Raw genomic sequence first — 23,398 nt, 5'->3', positions numbered from 1 at the left:
CCGGCCCTTACAATTTCCCTGATGCGAATTGCCTACCTCGAATGCTTCTCCGGCATCTCCGGCGACATGTTCCTCGGCGCCCTTGTCGATGCCGGCGTCCCCTTCCCTCTGCTCGAGAGCACAGTTGCAGCACTCAACGTCGGCGCGCGTCTCGAGAGCCGCAAGGTGATGCGCGGCGGCCTGAGCGGCACCAAGATCGACGTCATCACCGAAGAACACCACGAGCACGAACACGCTCATCCAGTGCAGAACCACCAGCACGAGCACCCGCATACGCATTCGCACGAGCACGATCATGCCCACGAGCACTCACACTCTCAAGGACATAATCATCAGCACGAACACAGTCACGAGCACGAACACACGCACGCCAATGAAACGGTGCACAGCCACGAACATACGCACCAGCCTCATCGCTCGCTCTCGGCAATTCTCGACATCATCAAATCGGCGCCGCTCTCTGATTCCGTAAAGCTCCGCGCCACCCGTGCCTTCCAGTTCCTCGGAGAAGCGGAAGCGCGCATCCACTCCATGCCCGTTGAGCAGGTTCACTTCCACGAAGTCGGCGCCGTCGACACGATCGTCGATATCGTCTGCGCCGCAGTCGGAGCCGAGCACCTGAAAGCAGACCGCTGGCTTTGCTCGCCTCTCAACGTCGGCAGCGGCACGGTGAACTGCGCCCATGGCACCCTGCCCGTTCCGGCTCCCGCCACCCTCGCACTGCTCGGCGACGCTCCCATCTACTCTTCCGGCCCTGCGATGGAACGAGTGACGCCCACCGGCGCCGCGATCCTCCGCATGCTCGAGGTTGAATACACCTCGCTTCCCGCGCTTCGCGTCGCCGCTACCGGATACGGAGCAGGCGGCCGCGATACTCCCGGCCAGCCCAACCTCCTGCGTCTCCTCGTCGGCGAAGAATCCGCGCAGCAGAACGCGCCCGAGTCCATCGCCATTCTCGAGACGGTCATCGACGACTCCAGCCCTCAGCTCATCGCGTATGTCAGCGAACTGCTCCTAGAAGCCGGTGCATGGGACGTCTACCGCATCCCCGTACAGATGAAGAAGGGTCGCACCGGCGTCCAACTCACCGTTCTTTGTCACCCCGACCGCGTCGTCACGCTGCGTGACTTGCTTTTCCGCGAGACCACGACCATCGGCCTGCACTGGCGCGTCGAAAACAAAATCTCTCTCGCGCGCGAGTTCAAAGAGGTGCAAACCGAATGGGGTCCAGTGCGCATCAAAATCGCACGATGGCCTTCGGGCGAAGTCGCCAATGCGGCTCCCGAATACGAAGACTGCCGCCGTCTTGCCACTGAGCATTCCATTCCGCTCAAGGTGATCACCGAACAGGCACGCCGCATGTTTGCCGCTCGTGAGGAGGAGCGCTAATGAACCGTTCGCAGATCGAAGCGCTGCTCAATGATGTCCACTCCAACCGCACGTCGGTGCCCGACGCCCTCGAGCGGCTCAAAGACCTTCCCTTCGAAGATCTCGGCTTTGCCAAGCTCGATCATCACCGCTCGCTGCGCACCGGAATGCCTGAAGTCATCTTCGCCGCAGGCAAAACACCAGATCAGGTCGCGCGTATCTTCGACCACATGGCCAAAGCCGGCGGCAACGTGCTCGCCACCCGTGCCTCTCGCGAGTGCTTCGATGCTGTCATCAAAGCCGAACCTCGCGCCACGTATCATGAGTCAGCCCGCGCCATCACTCTTGAGCAGACCAAGGCTCCCACGGGCAAAGGCACTGTCTGCGTCGTCTGCGCCGGCACCAGCGATCTGCCGGTTGCTGAGGAAGCCGCTATCACTACTCGCCTCATGGGCAATAACACCGAACTCATCGCAGACGTCGGTGTCGCCGGCATCCATCGGCTGCTCGCGCAGAAACAGTCGCTTCAATCCGCGCGCGTGCTCATCGTCTGTGCCGGCATGGAAGGCGCGCTGCCTACCGTCGTCGCCGGCCTTGTGCAGGCGCCAGTCCTCGCTGTACCCACCAGCGTCGGATACGGCGCATCCTTCGGCGGAGTCGCGGCCCTCCTCGGCATGCTCAATACCTGCTCGCCCAACGTGTGCGTTGTCAACATCGATAACGGCTTCGGCGCGGCCTGTATCGCTTCTTTGATCAATCACCTCGATTGATCCGAGTTACCAGATTGGAGGGAGCAGAAGCCTTCAGGCTTCTGAATGCCGCGCCAGGTCTCCAATGGGCTTCAACCGCGGATCGAAGAACTCTCTAGTCGCTCGAAGTGATGCCTGTCACTGTCTGAAAAGCCTCAGCAACCAATGATTTCTACAGCCGGTCGCCGAGGAAAAATTAGTGGCACAGTCCAGACTGCCGCACGTCCGCAGGGTCTCGCAGATCTTTTTTCTGCTGCTGTTCTTTGCCCTGCTTATTCTCACGACGATGCGCCCGGGCTCGTCCGGCTCGTCCGAAATTCACATGCGCGGCCCGGTGCGCATGTTCTTCATCCTCGACCCGCTGGTCGCCATCACCAGCGCGCTCGCAACGCACGCTTTGTACCGTGGCCTGATCCGCAGCCTCATCATCCTGGTGCCGACCCTTTTCCTCGGCCGGTTCTTCTGCGGATGGATCTGCCCTATGGGCACTCTGCAGCACCTCGCGGGTAGCCTCAAGTCTGAAGCGAAACGCGGCAAGCAGCGCGTTGAATCTAACCGCTACAAACGGTGGCAGACAGTCAAGTACGTTGTGCTGCTTGCCGGGCTGGTCGCCTCTGCCTTCGGATCCATGGTGATCGGCACTCTCGATCCGTTCAGTCTGCTCGTTCGCTCCGTCGGCGTGGCCCTCCTGCCGGCGGTCAACTTCGGAGCCCGCGCTGTACTGCTTCCCTTGGAGCACAGCCACGTCCACGTAATCAAGACGTTCGGCACCTACGCGAACACCGCCCTGCAGCGCACCGTGCTCGACCTCCGTCAGGCTCACTTCAACCAGGCACTTGTGCTCGCCCTGCTTTTTATAGGAATTCTCTGGGCCAGCATGCGCATCACTCGCTTCTGGTGCCGGTCCATCTGTCCCCTCGGAGCGCTATTGGGCGCAGTCTCGCGCTGGTCCATCCTCGGCCTGCACAAGGATGGGTCCAGTTGCGACAAGTGCAATCGCTGCCTGCTCGATTGCCAGGGCGGCGACGAACCCATCGGCGGAGTTCCGTGGCGCAAATCCGAGTGCCTGATGTGCATGAACTGCGTCGGGAGCTGCCCGCACGAGAGCCTTGAGTTTCGCTTTTTCCGCAACGAGCCCGAGATAGCGTCGCCCGACCTCGGCCGCCGGCGTACAGTAACGGGGCTCGCCGCTGGCGTTGCCGCGGTTCCGCTTCTTCGCGCTAACACCGGCCTTGCGAAGAGCCGGCACGAGCGCCTATTGCGGCCTCCGGGATCAGTTGAAGAAACAGATTTCCTCTCCCGCTGCATCCGCTGCGGCGAGTGCATGAAAGTCTGTCCCAACAACTCTCTTCAGCCGACACTCACCGAGGCCGGTCTTGAAGGCCTCTGGACACCGACTCTAGTTCCGAAGACCGGCTACTGCGAACCAAGTTGTGTTCTCTGCTCCGAAGTGTGCCCAACCGGAGCAATCTGGCAGATCACTCCTAAGGAGAAAGGCTGGGTTGCGGGAGGCGAAACGCAGAAGTCCCAGCCAATTCGGCTCGGAACTGCGTTCTACGATCGCGGCCGCTGCCTGCCCTGGGCGCTCGCGACCGAGTGCATCGTCTGCGAAGAGTGGTGCCCCGTCAGCCCAAAGGCCATCTACGTCGAAGAAGCTCAGGTGATCGACTCTTCCGGCGCCGCAAAAATCCTAAAACAACCTCGAGTCGACCCCAGCCGTTGCGTCGGCTGCGGTGCGTGCGAATATGCCTGCCCGCTTCAGGACAGACCGGCGGTCTACGTCACCAGCATCGGCGAAAGCCGATCTCCGAGCAGTCAGATTCTGCTGAAGAGAAGTTGAGGAAAGATCTATGAACAGGTTTCGATTGCTTTTCGCTGTGATCCTCGCCATCGTCGCAGCAGGCGTCATCACCGGCTGTAAGAAGAAGAGTGCGAATCCATTTCCGGCATCCGGCGCAGTCGCCGGCTGGGAGAAATCGAGCGAGACACGCACCTTCGAGCCGAAGGATCTCTGGCAGTACATCGACGGCGATTCAGAGCAATACATACAGGCTGGCGTAGTCTCCACATCGACCTCTGACTATAAGTACAAGGGTCAGCTCGAAGCTGTTGTCGATGTCTACACAATGAGCGGCTCCGACGGTGCGCATACGATCCTCGCACGAGGTCAGACAAAGGATGGGAAGACCATCGGCATCGGTGATGAGGCGCTGCAGTACGCCCAGAGCTTGACGTTTCGCAAGGGTCCGCACCTCGTCCGTATCGTCGCTTACCAGTCAGACGCAGCCACGGCTCAGGCGCTTGTGGCGCTGGCGCACGGCGTCGAGGCCAACCTGTAAACCGATCCAGCATTGCACGAAGGAGAAAGCAAATGACCACTCGACGGGAATTCATGAAGGATGCAGCGACAGGTGCCCTTGTTCTCGGCGCTCAAAGCAGTCTCGGGTTGAAACACAGTCAGGAGATTCGTCCTGAAGCGAAATCCAGGGTGGTCGTCGCACGCGACCCTTCTCTCCACGGCGCTGGTGGCAGGCTTGATGAAGCGCGCGTTCCCGCACTTCTCGATCGTGCAATCGCCAGCTACACGGGCATGAAACGTCCCGTCGATGCATGGCGGCAGATCGTCTCGAACGGCGGAGCTACCGACAAGGTCATCGGCCTGAAGACCAACGGCCTGGGCGGCAAGGGGATCTCCACGCACTCTGTGCTCGTGATGGCAATCGCCGAGCGCCTTCAGCAGGCTGGGGTGAAGCCGGGCAACATCCTCATCTGGGATCGCAACGCCCGCGACCTGCAGGCATGCGGATTCACAATCAACACAGATCGCAACCAGGTCCGCTGCTACGGGTCAGACATCTCCGGATTCGAAGACGAGGTCGAAACGTGGGGATCTTCGCACGTCCGATTTTCGAAGATCTTGACGCGCGAATGCGCCATGGTCATCAACGTTCCCATCCTGAAAGACCACAGCATGGCAGGCGTCACCTTTGCGATGAAGAATATGTATGGCGTTGTCGAGCGCCCGCAGGAACTCCATGCTGCCGGATGCAACCCTGCGGTTGCAGATCTCAACGCATTTCCAGTAATCCGCCAGAAGGTCCGGCTCACCATCGGAGATGCGATGACTTCGGTCTACGAGGGTGGGCCGGGGTTCAGGCCAGAGCACCTGTGGCAGCCGAACGCCCTGATCGTCGGCCAAGATCGGGTTGCCATCGACCAGGTCGCCTGGGGCATCCTCGACAAAAAGCGCGTGGAGATGGGGCTCAAGACACTGGAGGCTGCAGGCCGGCCTCCGCGCTATATAGCCACAGCCGCAGATTCGAATCATGATCTCGGAACCAATGACCCGCAGCGGATCAAGGTCGTCGAGGTCTAGGCGGAGTACGCAAATGCCGGATACACCAAAACCGGACACCGCCGCAGAACCAGATTCGCTGTCGCGCCGCGAAGCCATGCTGCAGATCCTGCGTGTCGGCGGGGTAGCAGCTGCGGCGACTGGCGCGGGCTTCTGGCTTAACAGCCGCAGCACGCGGCCGGTTCCCTCTTCTGCCGAACAGGTTCGCAAAGATCATCGCATCCCGTCGGCGTCGGATTGGCCGGGCCTTGCGATCGCTCAATTTCCGGCGGAGAACCATAGCGCGGAACAGGGTGAACCGCGAACCCTCGTCCAGAAAGTTATTGAAAGCCTCGGCGGAATGAGCCGTTTCGTGCGGGCCCAGGATGTCGTGGTGATCAAGCCGAACATTGCCTGGGATCGCACACCCGAGCAGGCAGCGAACACCAACCCCGAACTCGTTGCCGAGGTCGTCCGGCAATGCCGGGATGCCGGCGCAAAGCGTGTCATCGTCACCGATGTCAGCTGCAATGAGGCTCGCCGCTGCTTTCATCGATCTGGAATCGAAGCCGCTGCTCGATCCGCAGGAGCCGAGATCATTCTGCCCGATCCCGACATGTTCCGCGATATCGATCTTGGCGGAGTAATGCTGAAGACGTGGCCGGTATTCATTCCTTTTCTTGAAGCCGACAAGATCATCAATATGCCTATCGCCAAGCATCATGGCCTATGCGGCGTCACGCTGGGCATGAAGAACTGGTACGGCATTCTCGGCGGGCAGCGCAGCAGACTTCACCAGCAGATTCATCAGAGCCTCGTCGATTTGGCCGGATTCATGCTTCCTACGCTCACCATCATGGACTGCTACCGGATTCTCCTTCGCAACGGGCCGACAGGAGGAGACCTCGAAGACGTGGCGCTGAAGAAGACCGTCGTCGCGGGAACCGATCCCGTTGCGCTCGATGCTTATGTCGCAAAAGCTTACTGGAACCTCGATCCCGAGCACCTGCCGTATCTGCAGCTCGCCGCGAATCGCGGATTGGGAACGGTGCAGTTTGAGCAGCTGGCGGTGAAAATGAGTCAGCTGAGCTGACACGACAACGCGCAACTCATTTCCTTCCTTTCGGTGTTCGGCACGATAGAATCCTCGCGGAGAGTACATCCCATGCTGATCCGCAGATCTTCGCGGCGTTCCTTTCTCAAGAGCTCGGCATCCATGGCCGGGGCCGCACTCAGCGGCCGACATGCCTCTTCCCAGGCACTGAGCTTCACGCCACCGCTCAACCAGTTTGGCTATGGCGATGTGCAGTTGCTCCACGGGCCGGCGCGCGGACAGTTCGATCGCAATCACCAGTTCTATCGCTCGCTCAATGAGGACTCGCTGCTCAAGCCGTTTCGGCAGCGGGCCGGGGTGCCGGCGCCGGGGGATGAGATGGGCGGCTGGTACAGCTGGGCTCCGCTGAGCGATCTCAGCAAGCCGGGCAACAACGGGTTTGCGCCGGGGCACAGCTTCGGGCAGTACCTGTCGGGGCTGGCGCGCGATTATGCGGCCACCGGCGACAAGGCCACGCAGGAGAAGGTGCATCGGCTGGTGAATGGCTTGGGCGAGGCCATCTCACCTCACTTCTGGGATGAGAACCGCTTCCCTGCGTACACGTACGACAAGCTCTCCGTCGGCCTTATCGATGCGCATAAGTTTGCGGAGGATCCGCGAGCCTTCAAGGTTCTCGACAAGACGCTGGCGTCCGTCGAGAGCAGGTTGCCACCGGGCGGACTCTCGCGCGCGGAGCAGTATGCGCGTCCGCACAGCGACGACTCGTTCTGCTGGGACGAGCCGTATACGCTTCCGGAGAATGCGTTTCTCGCATGGCAGCGAGGAGCCGGTGCGCGTTATCGCGATCTCGCTGTGCACTTTCTCGCAGACAGCTGGTACTGGAATCCGCTGGCGGCCGGAGAAAATGTGCTGCCGGGCAAGCATGCGTATAGCCACGTAAACGCGATGAGCAGCGCGATGCAGGCATACTTCGTGCTGGGCGATGACAAATATCTGCGCGCTGCGCGGAACGGATTTGACTACGTACGGGCGCAAAGCTTCGCCACAGGCGGCTGGGGACCCGACGAGGAGTTCCGCAAGCCGGGCAGCGGCGATGTCGGCGCAAGTCTCGCGAAGACGCACTCGAGCTTTGAAACTCCATGCGGCTCCTACGCACATTTCAAAATCACTCGCTATCTGCTTCGGGCAACAAAGGATAGCCGCTACGGCGACAGCATGGAGCGCGTTTTCTACAACTGCATCCTCGGCGCGAAACCAATCAAGGAAGACGGGCACGGCTTCTATTACTCCGACTACAACAACGACGGCTCGAAGTTCTTTCACCCATACCGGTGGCACTGCTGCACTGGCACGTTTTCGCAGATCACCGCGGACTACGGGATCAGTTCGTACTTCTACGACGATCAGGGCGTGTATGTGAATTTGTTCGTGCCGTCGCGCACAACGTGGACGCGCGGCAGCCATCGCATCCTGCTGACGCAGCAAACGGAGTATCCGCATCGACCGACAACGCAGATCGAATTGAGTCCGGACAAATCTGAGTCGTTCAGCGTGTTTGTGCGCATTCCGCAATGGGCTGGGCCGAAAACATCCATCTCCGTGAACGGCAGAAAAGGTGAAGGTACCCCGTATTCCGGGCAGTTCGCGCGAATTCATAGAACGTGGAAGAAAGGCGATCGCATCGAAGTCGAGTTCGACATGCCGACTCGTCTTGAAGCTGTCGATCCGCAGCATCCGAAGCTGATGGCGGCGGTGCACGGACCGCTGGCGCTCTTTGCGGTCGGCCAGATTCCGGCAACGGTGCGTGCAGACGAGCTTGCGTTGGTGGCGCAGGTTGCTCCGGGTTCGACGGAGTGGCAGGCGAAGACGGCATCAGGCCGGATCACGATGCGACCGTTCACGGCGATTGAAGACGAGCACTATCGGCTGTATCTTGACGTTGAATCCAAGGCGGGATGAGTCGGACGATCGAGTTGTGGTTCCAAAAGGACCGTAGGGGGCCCACCCCCTACCCCATACACCTTGTGAACAAGTTCTCTAATTTCAGCAGTCTGCAGCAGGGTGGTGTCTGCAGGTGTATCTCGAGATTCAAGTTAGCCGTAAATGTATCCAGGGATTGAGCTTAGCGAACTCTCCGGACTGCCCGCCGACTGCACCGGCTAGCAATCTTGACTGTCTACTTCAAGCATACAGATTTCGTCGAAATAGACTGCAAATCGGATTGAAGAAAGTGCGTGCAAAAGCGATGAGCAGGCGATCCTCGGGCGTACCGCCAGCTTGCGTGGAGAGCGGAAGAAGCCACGGAATCATCCCTCAGCGGCTGAAGCCCCGTTCATCTCCCGCAGCTGATCGGCACGACTAAAGTCGTGCCCCTTCAAAACCGTGCCAAAGGGAAAATCCCTCAGCAAGCTGTAAAGGGCGAGTCGCTTCGAAAGAACGACGGACGCGATCCTCGGGAATTCTTAGGGCCGGTCGTAGAAGCGGAAGAAGAGCGATGGCTTCGCGCACGGCTCCGCCTTTGCCACCAATTCAGTCTGCTGCTTTTCGTTGATCGGCGTGAAGTTGTGCGCGAGGTGCACGTTCTCCTCGAGCTGCGGGATGGAGTCGCACCCGATAATGACGGTGCTGACGGGTCTCGACAGCGTGTAGTACATCGCTTCGCGAATGGTGAGCGTGCCCGGCTTGTCGGTCTGGATGGTCATGCCTTCCCACGAATGCTTCTGCTGTTCGATGGGAGGCGGCGTCCAGGTGGAGAGGATGCGTCCGCGGCCGGGAATCTTCATGCCGATGATGCCCATCTGCTTTTCGACTGCGAGCGGCAGGAGGGTCTCGTTGAAGCTGTAGTGGTGCGGATCGGCGGCGTTCATGGCCATCAGGATGCAATCGAAGTCGTGGCGATGAATGCACTCGACGAGAGCTTCGGGCCGGTAGTGGCCGGTGATGCCAAGGAAGCGAACCACTTTCTGCTGCTGCATCTCGAGCAGCGCGTCCATGGCGCCGCCTTTGGCGAAGATCTGGTCGACATCGTATTGCGTGCCGACGTCGTGCAGCTGCCAGAGGTCGACATGATCGGTATTCAGAAGCTGGAGCGACTTCTCGATCATGCGCATGGAGCCGTCGCGCGTGCGCTCCTTCGTTTTCGTGGCGAGAAAGGCTTCGTTGCGGCGCTTCGCCATCACTTTGCCGACATACTGCTCGCTCCAGCGATCGGGGCCGCCATAGATCGACGACGTGTCGATGTAGTTGACGCCGAGATCGAGCGCGCGTTCGATGATGGGCACGGCAACGTCGAAGTTGTTGGGTTTCTCCAGAGCTGCCTGTCCGCCGAGGGAGAAGAGGCCAACCTTGTAGCCGGTCTTACCCAGGTTGCGCGTCGGCATGGCGCCGTGGGTGCGCGGATTCTGCGGAAGGGCGGGGAGAGCTTTGTCCGGAGTCGCGGCGAAGGCCGAAGGTGTGAGCAGCGCGGCTGTGGCCGCTCCGCCGATTTTCAGAAAGTCGCGACGTGCCTGGCTGCTTGGATTGACTGGATTGTTTCCGCTCATTCGAGGTACTCCTGGTAAATGAAATGAAGGCGGGATCATGATAAACCTGTCCCAGACCAGGCTCGTTTGCCCCGATCCCCGAAGGCGAGGGACCGGGGGCACCCGGGTTCAGCACGCGCTCTTCATTCCCTTGATCTACTTTCGCGGATGGTCACGGCTTAGCTGGATATATACGGAAGCCACCTGGTTTCCCATGTCTCCAAAACCAGGAGACATGGGGCACCCGGTTTTCGTGGTAATTCTTCTCACCCCGGTCCCCAAGTGCGAGGGACCGGGGGCACCCGGTTCAGGGGTACCCGACACGGGGCTCGAACTTACATTTGATAATCTTGAGGGTGAGGGATTGGACATGGATATCGCTTCCCCATTCGTCGTTGTGCCGGTCATTGTGGTGACGTTCCTTTGCTGCATCCTGTTTGCAACCCGTGGGAACCCTGACAGCCATCAGCCCACGGAGGGCAGCGAGGGGCACGTGCGGCCACACGGCTCCTAAGATCTGCCGAGATCGACTCCGGCTCCTGAGTAAGACTCTGAAACAAGAAGGCCGTCGCACCGGATGAGTGCGACGGCCTTCTTGCGTTTGTCGAACTAGTCGTGCGGCTTCTTCTCGTCCTTGGGGTCTTTCTTCTGATCGCGGTTGTTGGGTCGGTCGTTCTGCTGCGGTCTTGCCTGCGGCGGGGGCGGACTCTGCCGCGGCTGCTCGAACGTGCGCGGAGGAGGAGCGGGCCGATCTTCGCGCTGCGGCAGCGGTCGCTGCTGTTGAGGAGGCGGCGTGTACTGACGGTTCTCCTGCGGAGGTGGAGCCGGGCGCTCTTCTCGCTGCGGCGGCCGCTGCTGCTGCGGAGGAGGCGTGTACTGACGGTCCTGCTGCGGTGGTGGTGTCGGCCGCTCCTGTTGTTGCGGAGGCGCCGGATTCGGCCGTCTTTCAAACTGCTGCGGATTGCGGTCTGACGGCGGCGGCTGGTACTGCGGCTGATTGGGCCGCGGCGGTTGCTGGTCGTTCGGCTGACTGCGACGGTCGGGTTGGGGGTAGTTCGGCCGCGGCTGATTGGGCTGCTGGTAGGTCGGCGGAATTGGCCTGTCCTGTTGCTGATAGTTCGGCGGAGCCGGGCGCTGCGGCTGTTGGTAGCTGGGCGGAACGGGCTGATTGTTAGGCCTGTTCTGCTGCGGATTGTCGGGCCGTCCGGGCTGTTGGTTATTCGGACGGTTGTCGTTGGGGAACCGGTTGTCGTTCGGCCGTCCGTGATCGGGCTGGTTCATCTGCGGCGGATTCGGGCGGTTCTCCTGCTGTTGCCGGTTGTTCTCCTGCTGTTGATAGCTAGGCGGCACGGGGCGACCCGTCGGCACCGGAGGCTGCTGGCGGTCGTTGGGATTGTTCGGATTCGACTGAGGCTGATTGTTATTGTTCGGCGCGCCGGGGCCGCGATCGATTCCACGCTGGTAGCCCGGCACGACGGGAACCGGGTTCGGGCGCGGCGTTCCGAGCGGCGGCTGATTGGGCTGGCCAGGCTGGTTGGGACGATTGTCGGGCCGCTGATCACGATTGCCCTGCGCGCCCGGGAACTGATTGGGGTTCTGGTTGTTCAGCGGTCCGCGGCCATTGGGCACCTGACGTGCGGGTGCTGCGACGACGGTCCGTCCGGGAAGCGGCCGCGGCGGAGGTGTCTGACGCACGGGAGGCGCTTGCGGCGCTGCTCCGGGACGGGCCGCGATCTCCTGTCCGCGCTGATTGATCAGCATGGGACGTTCGACCTTGGCCGGAACGTGCGCGACGGGCCGGGTGATGATGGGGCGAGCAGGCGCCTGCACGGGCGGCTGCGCAATGGGCCGGATCTGCTGCATCTGTCTGGGATCGACGCGCACAGCAACATCGCGTACGCGCCGCCCTGCAGCGAAGTCATCGCGCGGCACGGCAACGACGTGCTCACGATTGACATACGTAATGTTGGTCACGTTGGTGACGTTGACCACGTTGACGTACGTATTGCGCACGACGACGCGAGGCGCCGGACGGATGTTGGTGATATTCACGCGATCGATATAACGATCACTGCAGCGGTACCACGGCCTGTACGCTTCGCCGGGACCGAGCGGGAACCAGGCAGAGAGGCTCAGGCCAGCTCCGCCGCCGGCAAAGACGACCAGCGCAGGCGACCAAACCGGGCGAACATTGACCGGTCCGGGGACCCAGCCCCAGCGGTCGCGATACTCTACCCAGCGGCCATAGTGGAACGGCGCATAACCCCAAGGTTCGTCTTCAACCCAGACCCATCCCCAGGGCTCGCGATTGATCCAGTGACCGTTGCGATACGGCTGCCAATCGGCAGAGACATCGCGAGGGAACCACATCGGGCCGTAGTCGGTTTCGGCCTGCCAGTCGCCGCTCGCATCGAGATCGGCTGCGCCCGGGACGTCAGGGCTCACGTAGTTATAGGAGGCGACGCGCGTCAACCGCTGATCGCGCTCCTGGCTCCAGTAGTCGAGCTGGTCGGGAGCGGCGGGCTGCAGCCACTGCGGATAGACGGGGTTGGTGCCCGCTACTTCGAGCGACTGCCCGTAGTCGAGCTCCTGGCGGTAGCCGCCCGCGCCGGTGATGTCGGCAAACTGCCCGAGGTTGGTGAAGACCGTTGCGCCATCCTGCGGAACAACATCGACGCGAAGATCGCCCTGCTCGCCGAACTCGGCGTTGCCGTTGGGCGTGCTGACGTCGACAAGCTGTCGCGGCCACAGTCCGTAGCTGTGCAGGCGGATCGATCCCTGCGCGACGCCGAAGTTGATGTTGAATTGATTGTCGTCGACCAGGGTCACGTCGGAGTTGGGCCCGATGCGGACGTAGGTGCGGCCGATCTGAATCTCTGCGCGGCCATCGTTGTCAGTGAAGATACGATCGCCCGGGCCGACGGGGAGATTAGGGTATGCCTGGCCCCACTGGTCGGCAGTCGCAGGCTGAATCGAGACGTTTCCGGAAATCGAGGAGATGCGGCCCGCCTCCGGTGGAGGGTCGTCGGCATCCTGCGCGTGCGCGATGCAGGGCAGCGCAGCGAATGCGACAGCAGCGGCCGCGGCTAAAAAGATGCGCCTGGTGGAACTGAGAGCAAACATAATCAAAGGTCCTTTCTCTACTGCGCCGGCTCATTGGACCAGCGCTTTCTCTAAACAGCATGGCAGGTCTAGCTACCTCTGCCTCAACAACTTACGCGCCTCGTTTGCGACTCTGAGACGCCCGGGAGCCGAACTATGGGAATACTAACCCCGGGTCCCGGTAAAAGTAGTACAAAGATGTAGATGCGCGCCGTGATGGTAATGCGGAACCGTGGGCGCGACTTGGACGTAATGAGTTCATAACAAGGGGAGCAAGCTATGGCGAACAAGGCTGTATGCGTGTTGACAGGGTTGGTTCTGGCCGCCGGCATCTCAGGCTGCCGCATCCATGTCGACAAGGATTCGAACGGCAAGGAAAAGAACGTTCAGGTCGACACGCCCTTCGGCGGCGTACACGTGAATACGGATCAGATCACGGCATCCGATCTGGGCCTGCCTGTCTACCCCGGCGCTGAGGTGGTGAAGGACAAGGAGCACGACAAGTCCGCTGACGTAAATATGGGCTTCGGCGAGTGGACGCTGCGCGTTCGCGCGGTGAACTACTCGACAACCGATCCGCAGGACAAGGTGGTTGAGTTCTACAAGAAGGCACTGGGCCGCTACGGCGACGTCATCACCTGCCAGGGCAACGCGCCTGTGGGCACGCCTGCAAAAACTTCAGAGGGACTGACGTGCGCGGATGATGGCGGCGGCCACGGGCACGTGCAGATCAACGACAAGGACATCGACGGCCATCACGGGCTGCAACTCAAGGCCGGATCGAAGCGGCACCAGCACATCCTGGGCTTCGAAGATAAGCAGGATGGCAAGACGAAGTTCGCGCTGGTTGCGCTCGACCTGCCGGCCGGAGCCGAAAAAGCGAAGAGCGATTAGCTGCTGATCTGAAAAAGGGCTCGATCTTCAGTGAGTGTGGCTGAATGTCATAGAATTCAGCCACAGGCATTCACCCCCATTCTCACTGGAGCCCATTTCAATGCCAATCAAAATTGCCCGCCTTCTTCCGGCGGTAATGTTTTCCGCTGCCGTTTTTTGCCATGCCGCGGATAAGCCAAAGGCCGCCGCGCCCGCTGCGGCTGTCGATCCGTATGCAGAAGTGCAGCCCCAGACCGAGTCGCTCGAAATCGGCATGTACCAGCGCATTCGCGATGAGGGGCTGAATCACTCGCACGTGATGGAGTTTGCATCGGCGCTGATGGACGGCATCGGCCCGCGCCTGACTGCTTCTCCAAACGCGAAGAAGGCCAACGAGTGGACGCGCGACACGCTGACGAAGATCGGCCTGGAGAACGCGCACCTGGAGGACTGGGGCGAGTTTGGCATGGGCTGGCAGCAGATGAACACCTGGGCGCGCATGGTCTCTCCGGATACGGCGGTGCTGATTCTGCAGGCCACGCCGTGGTCGCCTGCAACGTCGGGACCCGTGACTGGCGACGTGGTCTGGGTCGACATCCACGAAGAAAAAGATTTCGACAAGTACAAGGGCAAGCTGGCGGGCAAGGTCGTGCTCTATGGCGCGATGCGCGAGGTACCGCCGGTCGATAAGGCTCTGTTCGAGCGCAATACGGAGAAGGACCTCGAGGACATTGCGGAATTTCCGGTGAGTGCGGGCGGTGGCGGCCGGACACCGGAGATGCAGGCGCGGCTGCGCACCTATATGGAACGCATGCGCATGATCGACAAGATCGCGCAGTTCTTTGCGGATGAGAAGGTCGCTGCGGTGATCGAGCCCAGCCGCGATGCAAAGAACGGCGGAGGCTCGGGCGGCACTTTCTTCGACGACAATGGGGCGACCCTAGGGCGCACGCCTTATCTCGCGGACAAGAAGGTGAAGGTGCCGGTTGCTGTCGCGGCGATTGAAAGCTACGGCAGGCTGTATCGGCTTGTTGAGGCGCACGTGCCGGTGAGTGTCGAGATCAACATCGATACGAAGTTCACCGGGGATCATGAGCATGCGTTCAACACGGTCGCGGAGATTCCGGGTACCGATCCGAAGCTGAAGGACCAGGTCGTGATGCTGGGCGGGCATCTCGACAGCTGGATCGCTGGGACGGGCGCAACAGATAACGGGGCGGGTACGATTGTCGCGATGGAGGCGGTTCGGATTCTGAAGTCGCTTGGCGTGAAGCCCCGCCGCACCATCCGCATCGCGTTGTGGACCGGAGAGGAGCAGGGGCTTTTCGGATCGAAGGGCTACTGCAAGGAACACTTCGGCTCAGCCGCACTGTCGACGGCTCCGGATCAGATGGCTTTGCCGGAATTCATGCGCCGGGCTACGGGGCCGCTCGAGGTGAAGCCGGAACAGAAGCTGATTTCGGCGTACTTTAATGTCGATAACGGGTCTGGAAAGATTCGGGGGATCTACACGCAGGGCAATGCCGCGATCGCGCCGATCTTCGCGCAGTGGATTGCGCCGCTGAAGGATCTTGGTGTCACCACTCTCACCGAGCGCAACACCGGCGGCACCGATCACCTGAGCTTCGACGCGGTTGGTATTCCGGGCTTTCAGTTCATCCAGGATGATCTCGATTACGAAAGCCGCACGCACCACTCCAACGAAGATGTCGTTGAGCGCCTGCAGGCGGCGGACCTCAAGCAGATCTCCACGGTTGAGGCGATCTTCGTCTACAACGCTGCGATGCGCGACCAGATGATGCCCCGCAAGCCGCTGCCCGATCCGGCAGGGGAAGAGAAGAAGCGCGCTCCAATCGAGGGGATCTTTCCAAATGCCGCGGCAGCGCCGGTTCAGCAGAACCAGTAGCCGCAGCCCGAAGCCAACTCAGCTAGCCCGCCGATTGGTTTCGGCGGGCTTCTGTTTGCGGCAAGAACTTGCGGAGTGACGCTCGCCGGCGGCCTCGGCAGGGCTTCATCGGACGGGAAGCGGGCTGGGACCACCAGCCCGAGGATTCTGCTACACTTAACAAAGCGCATCAAGCGGGAAAACGCACCAGGCCGCGCCCGATGATGTGTCCTTTCACAAAGTGTTCGGGGAGTGGCTCAGCCTGGTAGAGCACCTGGTTCGGGACCAGGGGGTCGGAGGTTCAAATCCTCTCTCCCCGACCATCTAAATCAATCACTTACAACTGATTCAGATGTCTGAGCGCACACCAGTTTTGGTGCGGGGGCGCCACTTGGGGCGCCATTAGCGTTCTCTTCTGATTCCGGTTGAAACAGCATCCGGCGTTCTTTCATTTCCTTCTGCTGATGTTCGTTGTTGTTCGGGTTCATCACCATGTCTACAACAGCAGAGACTGCAGACATCCGCTCGTCCCACCAAGTCCGGCTATACCCTTCAAGCGTCATCGGAATTTCGGAGTGACCCATGTTGTCACGCGCTACTTCGGGCCTGGCGCCGGTGCGACGCATCAGACTTGCATGCATCGTCCGGAAGCTCCGGAAATCGATTCCCTTTGGAAGACCGATTTCCTTAGCCGTCTGTTTCAGATGACGTAGGACGTTCCTCCGCTCCGTGGGCGTGCCCCCACGAGTCGCAAACACGAAATCGTCCTGACCGTGGTGCTTCGATTTGTCCCAGATGCGGCCAAGTGCGGCTTTCATGATCCCTTGCCCGTCGAAAGGAATCTCGCGCTTCCCATTGATCGTCTTCGGATCATCGAGGTCGCCATCATAGAGCCGCTCGTCGATGACAATGCAGTCCTCGAGGATATCGTTCCAACGAAGAGCAAGGGCCTCACCTACGCGCATTGATCCGAAGACGATAAGTGTCACAATCGTCCTCGTCGGTTCGGGCAGATGCTCAATGACAGCTTTGATCTGCTGGAATGTGAGCAACTGAGCGGGCTTAGCCGGCTTCTTCTTTGGAAGCTTCACACCCATCGCTGCATTGCGCTCGATCAGATCCCAAGCCTTCGCCTGCGACAATGCAGCCCGTAGCGCAGCGTGCATGTTGCAGATCGTGTACGGCGAAATCTTGCCGATCAACGAGTTAAAGAAGACCTGAAGCTCCATGGTGCTCAAGTCTTGGATACGGCAATCCCCGAAGCGAGGAAGGAGGTAGCTCGAGAAGAAGAACTCGTAGTTCCCTTGGGTCGACTTCTTCAACAGGGGCCAGCTCAGTTCCATGCACTTCTCCTTGAGATGTGAAAGGGTAAAGTCCGAAACGCCGTCACCTACGGTGCTGGTGGGGACCTCTCCGGAAAGCTCAGGAGTTCCGGAAGCAGAGACTTTGTTTTTTCGTTTACCTCGTCCATGTAGGTGTCGGCCATACGCTGAGCCTCACGTTGCGAACGGACTTTGTTTTTTGACCAAACCTTTGACCGACGCTGCGGACGACCGGAACTGTAGTCCCGATAATCCAGTTTCCATTTGTTGCCGACGTCGCGAACTTTCGGACGTTGATGTTTTTCGCGCACCGCTTTGACTTCCTCTCCGCGATGCTTCAGCCGTGCGCCCATTATCGGATCGAAGACAATCACGAGCAAGCCTCCGATCCACCGATGAAACGGGCGAAGATTGCCGGACGGAAACGAATGTAGCGACCGAGACGGATGAATCCGGGAATCTGGGTCGCGTTCGCGTAGACCCAGCTGACCGGCACCTTCAGTCTCGGCGCTATCTCTTCCGCGTCGAGAAGTGGATCCAAGCCGCCAAGCCACTTGTCAACTGGCGAGATGAGAAAGCGATAATAGCTTCCGAGACGCTGCAGTCCTGGAATTTCCGCAGCGTGGGCACGCACCCAATCCGTAGTTACGCCCAGAATCGTGGACAGCTCATCATCTGAGAGAAGAGCGTGAGCCACTTGGCTCGTGGGCTGTGGGGACTCTGATTCAAAAATCACGTTGAACTCCGTTATGGTAGGCCGGCTGATGCCGGCGCGCATAACGGCGGCTGGGCCAACCGCGCGCGAATGCGAACAGGGGGGTTGAAACTTGCTTTCTGCATGACACTACCTCGGACAGTGTTGAAACCCCGCGCAGGCCTTTTGGCACAGCTTTGCGCAGGGCTGTAGACGAGAAGAAGAACTTCGCTCCAGCAGTTCTTGCTGCACAACAGAGCGGAACACACGAACCGCTGATCAGACTAAAAAGTCCTCTTCTCAAACTCGAATCGATTTTCCTTTGGCATCGCGCTCGTCTCAATACGGCGAAACCCCTAACGCGAGTCGCGATGGAGCGGATTTAAATGGAGGCTAGCTGCTTACGTCCTCGGAACTGTTCTGAAGATGACTCGCCAGCTTCTCTGCGTGTTCCCGAGCCATCTTCTCGTTGGGGTAAACGAGGCCCTCCATTTGGAACTTCTTCAGTCCGCTGAGCGGGTACCGGACCGGACCGTCCTCCTCGTACTGGAAGTAAACAGGTCCTCGATCGCGCTGCCGCCACTTCTTCATCTGTCCCCTGGAGACGCCGAGGAAATCGGCTGCATCGTAGTCGTCGAACACAGGATCATCATTTATCAGACTGAGCGGTCTGGACGGCTCGAGGATGCGGTACCTGGTTGGGATTTCTCTGACAAGCCTAGCTTTCTTTGTCAGCGGCAGCTTCTTCATGTGAGTGAGTTTCGAGGGCAAAGGCATAGTAGGGCTCCTGATGATCAGGAGTTCGATCATCTACTACTACCTAGTATTGGAATTCGGTCGAGAAACGTACAATCCACTCCGGAAGATTTCTCTCGGGTCGTGTAGATTGTTGTGGTTTACGAACTTACAGAACCGACCACTCCCTGACGCAGAGCCGCCGCGCGACCGCACCAGCCTCGCCGCGCGCGCCGTCGCCCGCTGTTAGGACGAGTGTCACCACGCCTTCGCCCTCGCCAAAGAGAAAGGCTCGGCCCAGCCCAAAGCGCTCCGCATGGCTCCGTCGCTTACAAGCTCGCCATGCCCCGCGTGGAATCTAGCGCCATCCGCGCCGCTATTGCCTGCATCGCCCAGGGCATCTCCCTCGAAGTCTTCGGCCGTCGCGACGGCTCGCAACTCCTGTATGCGGCACAAGTTGGCATGTCCACCCTCGAAGCCATAGGCGCCAAAAAGAAGTGACCACCCACCGCAAAGGTCCCCGCCTCCGCGAAACCTTCACTCACCGCAGCTCAAATCTGCGCCCGAGTTCAGGTCGCTCTGGCCAACCAGCGGTGCGAAGTACCCGGCCCTTCGTGCGTCAGCCCGGAATCCCCAACGACAGGTCTACGTCCCTAGGGTGGAAGCACGGGCTCCCGCAAACTAGGAAGCCTCGTAGTCGATCCCTCTGCAAAGCTCTCCGCTTGTCGGTGACAAAATGGGGTTAAGACTCCCGATCCTTGACTGCATAGCACGGAGCGCCCGGTGATCGGAAGCGGATAGAGCGGCATCTCAGCGGAGCGTTTCAGAGCACGCGAGATCACGGCCGTCTCACATCCGGGTTCAGAACAGCGAAACGACCGGAGTAGCTCACGAATACTCGGTCGAAGGTGTTTGTTGGCACAGTCCCGTCCACGTCCTTCTGATCCGCTCGTAAGCCTTGGCAGGCAGCCATATTGAAGACCGGAAGAATCGAAGTGCTCGTCTCGGGGATTACGCGAGCCAGGTGGCAGGAACTGCCGCCTTGGAGCGTGTGTAGCTGCGAGGGAGGATTGATTCCTCGAAAGGTCGTAAGGGGAGGGGTCAACACGAGTCCGAGGTTCGATCCGCTATCAATGAGAAAACGTAGCGAAACGAATCGATCCGGTAGATGCAATTCGACGATTGGCAGACCGCCATTGCTTCCCATTCCGTTCGGGAGCAGCGGCAGTTTCTCTCCAGCGATCCGATGCAGTAGATTGCTTTCCAGATCCAACGTAAGTGTATGAGAGCGGTTGTCAATCAGAAAGTCGAAGTGTCTTAAGAAGTCCTCGCCAAGTATTCCCCTCGCGCCGGTTCTCGCAAGATCTGATGGAAGGCTCGCTACCCCCACGACCTCCAGGTCGGCAACTCCAATATCCGCTATAGCGATCTTTCCAAGCTTGACTGCCTGAGCGCCAGCCGCGCCCGTGTGCGAATCTACCGTGGTTTCATTCCCGAGAGGAACGGCAAGTGAAGACAGAAGATCATTGCAGATCATGGTTCCGGTCGAGCCCGTGTCCAGGAGGAGAGGGTAAGGTCCTGATTCATTGATAAAAACCGGAACCAACAAGTATCCGGTAGAGGTGTTCTTCAGCCGGACGAGGGTCTCACCTCTTGCTTCCTGAATGGCTGCGGCGCGAAGAGCACAAAAAAGAGCTAGTAGAAGAGTTCTCGACATCGCCAACTCCAGAGAGTGAAGTCATATGCAGCTGCGGGGCGACTCAAGCCTGGCCGAGATGCAGTGCCTCGTGAACAGGTTGAGACAAAGGTGTGTTTTCGTTTGCGAGAAGCGATGAACATGAAAGCTCTGTATCGTTGAGAGCAATGGGAAAAGGTGATTGCTTTTTGTCGACTACCGCCAGTTCAAGGCGTGCATAGAGTGCCTACGTATTCGCCGCTGGTGGTTCCTGCCAGCGGATCGAACTCTCCACGCAGACGGATCTGACCTGTTGCGCCGGTCATAGCGCCGGTGCCGCCCGTCAAAGTGATAAGCGACGCAAAGCCGCCATGGCCCGGGGGAAGGTCGAGCGTTCCAGTATCTGTCCCGAAGATCTGATCGCCGCTCTTCAAAGTGACGATGCTGTGGCCAGTGAAGAAAGAGATGGTCGGCACTTCGGTCTCCCCGTTGGGAATGGTCTTGTCCATTTTGAAGCGGTAGTCTCCCTGGATGCCGCCCCAGGCTCTGCCGGCTGTGCAGAGCGGCCCAGAGCACGAGGCGGCCGGTTGAATGTCTGCTTCGAAGCTGCCGAAGACTGGTTTGCACTGCTGAGAGAAACTGGGAACAGCTGCTAGTAGAAAGAGACCGAGCGCCATCGGGCGATTCTTAAGGTGTAGCTCCAAATGGGTTCTCCTGGATCGCGAAATTCGTTGTGATTCGTTCGTCTTCTCGTTCAGACCGATGGGCCAAAGTTGCTGTCATCGGTGAGATTCAGGTCAGAGGTTTGCAACACGAGAAAAGGACTTTGTTTTGCCACCTCGCCAGTTACCATGAATCACAGAGATTCGGAGCGGTAGTTTCTCGCCGTTACTTACGATGTAACGCAGTGAAATGCAGGGTTTACGCTGGGGTGCAGAATGGGCCGCGTCGGATCGGGTGTCCTCGACAGCAAGATTCTTGAGCAACTCGAAAAGATCCTCGCGTCGAAGGTTTTCATTTCTGCGCAGCGCAGCCAATCTTTCCTTCGATTTGTTGTTGAGAAGTCACTCTTGGGCCAGAGCCCGAAAGAATACGAGATAGCAATCGAGGTGTTCCAGCGAACTGCCGACTATGATCCTGCAGTGGACGCGACCGTGCGCGTAGAGGCCAGCAGATTGCGAAGCAGGCTCCGGGAGTACTACCAGACATTCGGAAAAGAAGACCAAATCGTCATAGACATTCCGAAAGGTGGATATTCGCCCGTTTTCGAGCAGAGCGAGTCGACTAGCTCCTCCACTCCTACAGATCCCGTTCCCACCATCATTGAAGCAACGAACGGGCGCAAGACGCAGCTGGAGCTCGTTGAAGCTCACGCCGACAGTAACGGTGAAAGACAGTTCCGAACGCCTCCAGAGCCGCCGCTCCGTGCACATGTGAGGTCGCGCCGCCTTCTCTGGATTTCAATCTCTCTTGCATTTTGCATTTCCGTTGCGATCATAGCGGTCGTTATGCGTTGGAACCGGGTACGCTCACACGTCACTTCGATTGCTGTCCTGCCGCTTCAAAGCCTCTCCGCTGATCCCGGTCAGGACTACCTAGCGGCGGGGATGACCGACGAGCTGACCACCGAACTTGCGCGCATTCACAATCTGCGAGTCGCGTCGCAAACCTCATCAGCGTCGGCCAGCCGGTCCCATCAGTCAATCCCGCAGATCGCCGCTCAGCTCAATGTGGATGCCGTGGTCGAAGGTTCCGTCTCAAGGTCGGGCAACAAAATCAGAATCACAGCCCAGCTCATCGATGCCAAAACCGATAAGCACCTTTGGGCTCAGAGCTTCGAAGGGCAAGGCAACGACGTACTCTCACTTCAAGATACAGTTGCCGCCGAGATCGCCGCGCACACGCAGGTGGCGCTTACTCAGTATGACCGTACACGACTGAGTAGTTCCCATAAGATCTCTCCAGAAGCCCATGACGATTACCTGCGCGGTTTGTACTTCATTCAACGTCGGGACGGAGACCTGGCAGTGCGATACTTTCAGAGCTCTCTCAATCGCGAACCAGCTTACGCGGGAGCGTGGGCAGGGCTTGCCCGTGCACTTGACACGAAGTGGGAGACAGGAGCAGCTCGCGGAGATGAGGTTCAACCCCAAGCTCTGGAGGCTGCCAAACGCGCCATCGAACTGGATCCAACAAGCGGCGAAGCGTACATTTCGCTCGGTACGATCGAATTTACCTATCTGAGAGACTGGTCCGCCGCCGAGCGCGACCTTCGGCGCGGTGTGGCACTGAGCCCAGGAGATACCGAGGGCCACACCGACCTGTCTCTCCTTCTCGTCATCCTCAATCGGGCTGACGAAGCACTCCCAGAGGCACGCCTCGCTTTGGAAACTGATCCTCTTGGGTTTAGGTCTGATCGCACTCTGGGACAGATCCTCTTTTACGATCGCAAATACTCGGAATCCTTGAATGCGCTTCAGCGCGCGTTTGAGATCGCACCCGATCGCATTGAGTATGTGGCAGGGTGGACCTCAGCCGTCTACGAGGCACAAGGCCGTTACACAGACGCGGCGCAAGCGGAGTTGCGAGGAATTGCTTCCAGTACACCGGCAAACGAAATCAAGGAGCTTCGTGAGGCTCTGGCAGCTGGCGGATGGCAGCGTTATCAGCAGACCCGCATCAAGCTCCTCCTGCCGAAAAGCTCCCAACTTTGCGTATCGTTTGACTTGGCGTGGAGCTACCTACGGCTTAGGAAGGTAGGCGAGGCATTTCGCTGGTTCCAACGGAGCGCCGATGAGCACTGCATCATGGCTCCGCATCTCGCTTCTGATCCTCGTGTCGATCCGGTGCGCAACGATCCCCGATATGTGGCCTATCAGGACCGGTTACATTTGCCCCATTGAATATGGCGCTGCTGCATCCCTGCAAAACGAAGTAGACCATGCCGTAGACACCGAGATCGAAAGTCCAGCAAAGCCGTGCCTATCAGCAATTTTTCTCGGTTCCTATATACGTAAGTTACGTCGTGAAACTTGTCTGTGCGCCAGAGCTGCCCTACGGTTCAGCTCACGGGCAGATCGTTCATC

At 59.5% G+C, this 23,398-nt stretch carries 20 protein-coding genes and 1 tRNA gene; 13 read left to right on the top strand and 8 right to left on the bottom strand.

Features of this window, described 5'->3' with window-relative positions; translation table 11 throughout:
* Nucleotides 1–21: 21 nt before the first annotated feature.
* The 7 genes from larC to DHV10_RS23855 all read left to right on the top strand — a co-directional run bounded on the left by larC (nucleotide 22) and on the right by DHV10_RS23855 (nucleotide 8,464).
* Complete coding sequence (gene larC / locus DHV10_RS23885) at nucleotides 22–1,389, top strand: nickel pincer cofactor biosynthesis protein LarC (protein WP_109489105.1); 1,368 nt, start codon at nucleotides 22–24, stop codon at nucleotides 1,387–1,389.
* Complete coding sequence (gene larB, locus DHV10_RS23880; RefSeq protein WP_109488944.1) at nucleotides 1,389–2,138, top strand: nickel pincer cofactor biosynthesis protein LarB; 750 nt, start codon at nucleotides 1,389–1,391, stop codon at nucleotides 2,136–2,138. Before larC ends, larB begins: the two co-directional genes overlap by 1 nt.
* 178 nt (nucleotides 2,139–2,316) lie before the next feature.
* Nucleotides 2,317–3,957, top strand: coding sequence for a 4Fe-4S binding protein (locus tag DHV10_RS23875; RefSeq protein WP_109488943.1), 1,641 nt, complete (start codon nucleotides 2,317–2,319; stop codon nucleotides 3,955–3,957).
* Between the two features lie 10 nt (nucleotides 3,958–3,967).
* Nucleotides 3,968–4,456, top strand: coding sequence for a DUF6599 family protein (locus DHV10_RS23870; protein WP_109488942.1), 489 nt, complete (start codon nucleotides 3,968–3,970; stop codon nucleotides 4,454–4,456).
* A gap of 32 nt (nucleotides 4,457–4,488) precedes the next feature.
* Entirely contained in the window at nucleotides 4,489–5,493 is a 1,005-nt protein-coding gene (locus tag DHV10_RS23865; protein ID WP_109488941.1) for a DUF362 domain-containing protein, read from the top strand.
* A 13-nt stretch (nucleotides 5,494–5,506) separates the two neighbouring features.
* Entirely contained in the window at nucleotides 5,507–6,544 is a 1,038-nt protein-coding gene (locus DHV10_RS23860) for a DUF362 domain-containing protein (RefSeq protein ID WP_162601852.1), read from the top strand.
* A gap of 72 nt (nucleotides 6,545–6,616) precedes the next feature.
* Entirely contained in the window at nucleotides 6,617–8,464 is a 1,848-nt protein-coding gene (locus tag DHV10_RS23855) for a beta-L-arabinofuranosidase domain-containing protein (RefSeq protein WP_109488939.1), read from the top strand.
* Nucleotides 8,465–8,967: 503 nt separating this feature from the next.
* Here DHV10_RS23855 and DHV10_RS23850 read toward each other — a convergent pair.
* The gene (locus DHV10_RS23850) at nucleotides 8,968–10,047 is read right to left on the bottom strand and encodes an aldo/keto reductase (RefSeq protein WP_162601851.1); all 1,080 of its coding nucleotides are present in this window, start codon (nucleotides 10,045–10,047) and stop codon (nucleotides 8,968–8,970) included.
* Between the two features lie 214 nt (nucleotides 10,048–10,261).
* On the opposite strand from DHV10_RS23850, the gene DHV10_RS27390 reads away from it, so the two are divergent.
* The gene (locus DHV10_RS27390; RefSeq protein ID WP_162601850.1) at nucleotides 10,262–10,540 is read left to right on the top strand and encodes a hypothetical protein; all 279 of its coding nucleotides are present in this window, start codon (nucleotides 10,262–10,264) and stop codon (nucleotides 10,538–10,540) included.
* A gap of 95 nt (nucleotides 10,541–10,635) precedes the next feature.
* Here the strand turns inward: DHV10_RS27390 and DHV10_RS23840 are convergent, their stop codons facing one another.
* The gene (locus tag DHV10_RS23840) at nucleotides 10,636–13,149 is read right to left on the bottom strand and encodes a DUF6600 domain-containing protein (protein WP_109488936.1); all 2,514 of its coding nucleotides are present in this window, start codon (nucleotides 13,147–13,149) and stop codon (nucleotides 10,636–10,638) included.
* Nucleotides 13,150–13,407: 258 nt separating this feature from the next.
* On the opposite strand from DHV10_RS23840, the gene DHV10_RS23835 reads away from it, so the two are divergent.
* The 3 genes from DHV10_RS23835 to DHV10_RS23825 all read left to right on the top strand — a co-directional run bounded on the left by DHV10_RS23835 (nucleotide 13,408) and on the right by DHV10_RS23825 (nucleotide 16,209).
* Complete coding sequence (locus tag DHV10_RS23835; protein ID WP_109488935.1) at nucleotides 13,408–14,022, top strand: hypothetical protein; 615 nt, start codon at nucleotides 13,408–13,410, stop codon at nucleotides 14,020–14,022.
* Between the two features lie 100 nt (nucleotides 14,023–14,122).
* Nucleotides 14,123–15,907 (top strand): M20/M25/M40 family metallo-hydrolase, encoded by a 1,785-nt coding sequence (locus DHV10_RS23830; protein ID WP_239462010.1) that lies wholly within the window; start codon nucleotides 14,123–14,125, stop codon nucleotides 15,905–15,907.
* A gap of 225 nt (nucleotides 15,908–16,132) precedes the next feature.
* A tRNA-Pro gene (locus tag DHV10_RS23825) sits at nucleotides 16,133–16,209 on the top strand.
* 6 nt (nucleotides 16,210–16,215) lie between these two features.
* Here DHV10_RS23825 and DHV10_RS23820 read toward each other — a convergent pair.
* From DHV10_RS23820 to DHV10_RS23805, 4 genes are all read right to left on the bottom strand, one after another.
* The gene (locus DHV10_RS23820; RefSeq protein WP_109488934.1) at nucleotides 16,216–17,229 is read right to left on the bottom strand and encodes a tyrosine-type recombinase/integrase; all 1,014 of its coding nucleotides are present in this window, start codon (nucleotides 17,227–17,229) and stop codon (nucleotides 16,216–16,218) included.
* Between the two features lie 47 nt (nucleotides 17,230–17,276).
* On the bottom strand, nucleotides 17,277–17,582 hold the full coding sequence (locus tag DHV10_RS23815) for a hypothetical protein (protein ID WP_109488933.1): 306 nt from the start codon (nucleotides 17,580–17,582) through the stop codon (nucleotides 17,277–17,279).
* Complete coding sequence (locus tag DHV10_RS23810) at nucleotides 17,579–17,944, bottom strand: hypothetical protein (RefSeq protein WP_162601849.1); 366 nt, start codon at nucleotides 17,942–17,944, stop codon at nucleotides 17,579–17,581. Before DHV10_RS23810 ends, DHV10_RS23815 begins: the two co-directional genes overlap by 4 nt.
* Nucleotides 17,945–18,295: 351 nt before the next feature.
* The gene (locus DHV10_RS23805; RefSeq protein WP_162601848.1) at nucleotides 18,296–18,652 is read right to left on the bottom strand and encodes a hypothetical protein; all 357 of its coding nucleotides are present in this window, start codon (nucleotides 18,650–18,652) and stop codon (nucleotides 18,296–18,298) included.
* A gap of 327 nt (nucleotides 18,653–18,979) precedes the next feature.
* On the opposite strand from DHV10_RS23805, the gene DHV10_RS27385 reads away from it, so the two are divergent.
* Nucleotides 18,980–19,138 carry a hypothetical protein gene (locus DHV10_RS27385; RefSeq protein ID WP_162601847.1) on the top strand — a complete coding sequence of 53 codons (159 nt, stop codon included), beginning with the start codon at nucleotides 18,980–18,982 and terminating at the stop codon, nucleotides 19,136–19,138.
* A gap of 337 nt (nucleotides 19,139–19,475) precedes the next feature.
* Here the strand turns inward: DHV10_RS27385 and DHV10_RS28435 are convergent, their stop codons facing one another.
* Both DHV10_RS28435 and DHV10_RS23795 read right to left on the bottom strand, forming a co-directional pair.
* A complete protein-coding gene (locus DHV10_RS28435) occupies nucleotides 19,476–20,354 on the bottom strand; it encodes a retropepsin-like aspartic protease (protein WP_109488930.1) in 879 nt (292 codons plus the stop codon).
* A 185-nt stretch (nucleotides 20,355–20,539) separates the two neighbouring features.
* A complete protein-coding gene (locus DHV10_RS23795; protein ID WP_162601846.1) occupies nucleotides 20,540–21,016 on the bottom strand; it encodes a hypothetical protein in 477 nt (158 codons plus the stop codon).
* A gap of 234 nt (nucleotides 21,017–21,250) precedes the next feature.
* Between DHV10_RS23795 and DHV10_RS23790 the strand changes: the two genes are divergently transcribed.
* Nucleotides 21,251–23,215 (top strand): tetratricopeptide repeat protein, encoded by a 1,965-nt coding sequence (locus tag DHV10_RS23790; protein WP_109488928.1) that lies wholly within the window; start codon nucleotides 21,251–21,253, stop codon nucleotides 23,213–23,215.
* The last annotated feature ends 183 nt before the right edge of the window (nucleotides 23,216–23,398 follow it).

Source organism: Occallatibacter savannae, assembly GCF_003131205.1.
Classification (GTDB): domain Bacteria; phylum Acidobacteriota; class Terriglobia; order Terriglobales; family Acidobacteriaceae; genus Telmatobacter; species Telmatobacter savannae.
The sequence above is the reverse complement of the archived record's forward strand: the minus strand, read 5'-3'. Positions and strand labels throughout refer to the sequence as shown.